Here is a 2,784-nt window from a genome sequence, read left to right as displayed (position 1 = left end):
ATGGCGACTGGTGGGGCAAGGACCTGCCGGTCAGTCGCGGCCTGTACAACTTCGATCATTTCAGCATCGAGTACTTCGGCGACACCGACGTCGCCCGCCAGGTGCTGCGTGGCGGCGCCTATGACTACAACCGCGAGTTTTCCGCGACGGGATATTCGATCGGCTACGACAGCCCTGCCCTCAGCGATGGCCGTTTGCAGAAAGCCCACCTCGCCACCGAAGCGCCGCAATCGGCCCAGGGTTTTGTATTCAACCTGCAAAAGCCGATGTTTCAGGACCGTCGCGTGCGCCAGGCGCTGGCGATGCTCTGGGACTTCGAATGGAGCAACCGACAGATGATGCGCAACGTCTATATCCGCCAGCAGAGCTACTTTTCCAATACCGATCTCGCCGCCCGGCAGTTGCCCGATGCGCAGGAATTGAAAATCCTTGAACCGCTGCGCGGTCAGGTGCCTGAGGAAGTATTCAGCAAGGTTTTCGAGGCACCGAAGACCGATGGCAGCGGCATTATTCGTGACAAGCAATTGCAAGCCCTGGACTTGCTCGAACAGGCCGGCTGGAAGCCCGATGGCGATCAACTGGTCAACAGCGCCGGTGAGCCGCTGAGTTTCACTTTTCTGGTCAGCCAGAACGGCATGGATCGCCTGCTGCTGCCCTACAAGCGCACGCTGAAACAGATCGGCATCGAGCTCAATATCCGCCGCATCGACTCCTCGCAATACGTCAATCGCCTCATGAGCCGCGACTACGACATGATCGTCACTGGCTACCCCGTCACCACTTCGCCGGGCGGTGAATTGCTCAACTATTTCGGCTCGGCTGCGGCCAACGATCCGGGGGCGAACAATTACATGGTGCTGAAGGACCCGGCGGTCGACACCTTGATCAACGGGCTGATCCGCGCCTCTACTCAATCGGACATGCTGCATTACGCCCATGCGCTGGACCGGGTCCTGCAATGGAATTACTACTGGATTCCCAATTACTACCCGCCGGGCACCTCGACCGTATGGTGGAACCGCTTTGGCATTCCGACGGTGCAGGCGAGCAATGACGAAGCCATCGAGAGCTGGTGGGAAATCAGCCGCACGCCACTGACCAATCAGCAGATGACCGCTGAGAAAATCAGTCGCGGCAGACCAGGAGGACCGCACTGATGTGGGGTTACATACTGCGGCGCCTGCTGCTGATCATTCCGACGCTGGTGATCATCCTGCTGGTCAATTTCGTCATCATTCAAGCCGCGCCCGGCGGACCGGTCGAACAAGCCATCGCCCACCTGCAAGGCATTGGCGGCGCCGGTGTTAGCGGTGGTGCCAGCGAGACATCGAGCAACGCTTCGCGCGCCAGCCGTGGCCTCGATCCGCAACTGATCAACGACATCGAGAAACAGTACGGTTTCGACAAACCGGCTCATGAGCGCCTGTGGCTGATGCTGAAGAACTACGCGCAACTGGACTTCGGCAAGAGCTTTTTTCGCGGCGCAACAGTCACTGACCTGATTCTGGAAAAGATGCCGGTGACCATTTCGCTCGGACTGTGGGCGACGCTGATCACCTATCTGGTGTCGATCCCGCTGGGCATCCGCAAGGCGGTGCACCACGGCAGCCATTTCGATATCTGGAGCAGCACGGCGATCATCATCGGCTATGCGATGCCGGCGTTTCTGTTCGCGATGTTCCTGATCGTGGTATTCGCCGGCGGCACTTCGCTGAACTGGTTTCCGGTGCGCGGGCTGGTCTCCGACAACTTCGAGTCGCTATCGACGCTGGGCAAGATCGCCGATTATTTCTGGCATCTGGTGCTGCCGGTCACCGCGCTGGTGATCGGTGGATTCGCGACCTTGACGATCCTTACAAAAAACTCGTTCCTCAATGAAATCACCCGACAGTACGTCGTTACGGCCCGAGCCAAAGGCTTGAGCGAACGCCGTGTGCTGTACGGACATGTATTTCGCAACGCCATGCTGCTGGTGGTTTCGGGAATTCCTCAGGCGTTCATCAGCGTGTTCTTTGCCGGCTCGCTGCTGATCGAAGTGATCTTCTCCCTCGATGGCCTTGGACGCATGAGTTACGAAGCAGCGGTATCGCGGGACTATCCGGTGGTGTTCGGTTCACTGTTCATCTTCACCCTGTTCGGCCTGCTGATAAAACTGATCGGCGACCTCTGCTACACCCTGGTCGACCCGCGTATCGACTTTGCCGCGAGGAATGCCTGATGTTCAAGCTCTCGCCTTTGGGTCGTCGCCGCTTCGAACGCTTCAAGAAAAACCGGCGCGGCTGGTGGTCGCTGTGGCTGTTCATCGGCCTGTTCATCCTGACGCTGGGTGGCGAACTGATCGCCAACGACAAACCGTTGATGGTCAGTTATCAGGGCCAGTGGTATTTCCCGGTGCTCAAGCGCCATACCGAACAGGAGTTCGGCGGGCAACTGCCGTTTCAGGCCGATTACCGCAGCGAATACGTGCAGAACCTGATTCGCAAGGACGGTGGCTGGCTGCTGTTCCCGCCGATTCCGTTCAGCTCCGACACACCCAACTACGACTTGAACAAACCGGCGCCGAGCCCGCCGACTTCGGTCAACTGGCTGGGCACCGACGATCAGGCGCGGGATGTGCTGGCGCGGGTCATCTTTGGTGCTCGGGTGTCGATTCTGTTTGCCCTCATGTTGACCTTCATCAGCGCGTTGATCGGCATCGCCGCCGGCGCGTTACAGGGCTACTACGGCGGCTGGGTCGACTTGCTCGGACAGCGCGTGCTGGAAGTCTGGTCGGGGCTGCCGGTG

At 59.2% G+C, this 2,784-nt stretch carries 2 protein-coding genes and 1 pseudogene; all 3 read left to right on the top strand.

Annotated elements, in window-relative coordinates:
• Positions 1 to 1,157 (top strand): extracellular solute-binding protein (locus D6877_RS01715; RefSeq protein ID WP_130909667.1); only part of this gene is annotated, 1,157 nt, incomplete at its 5' end.
• Entirely contained in the window at positions 1,157 to 2,218 is a 1,062-nt protein-coding gene (locus tag D6877_RS01710) for a microcin C ABC transporter permease YejB (protein WP_130909660.1), read from the top strand. The genes D6877_RS01715 and D6877_RS01710, both read left to right, overlap by 1 nt.
• Positions 2,218 to 2,784, top strand: a pseudogene (locus D6877_RS01705) (ABC transporter permease); the annotation flags it as partial. The gene D6877_RS01710 and the pseudogene D6877_RS01705, both read left to right, overlap by 1 nt.

Origin of the sequence: Pseudomonas sp. Sample_9, from assembly GCF_004307535.1 — a bacterium.
Taxonomy (GTDB): domain Bacteria; phylum Pseudomonadota; class Gammaproteobacteria; order Pseudomonadales; family Pseudomonadaceae; genus Aquipseudomonas; species Aquipseudomonas mercuritolerans.
The sequence above is the reverse complement of the archived record's forward strand: the minus strand, read 5'-3'. Positions and strand labels throughout refer to the sequence as shown.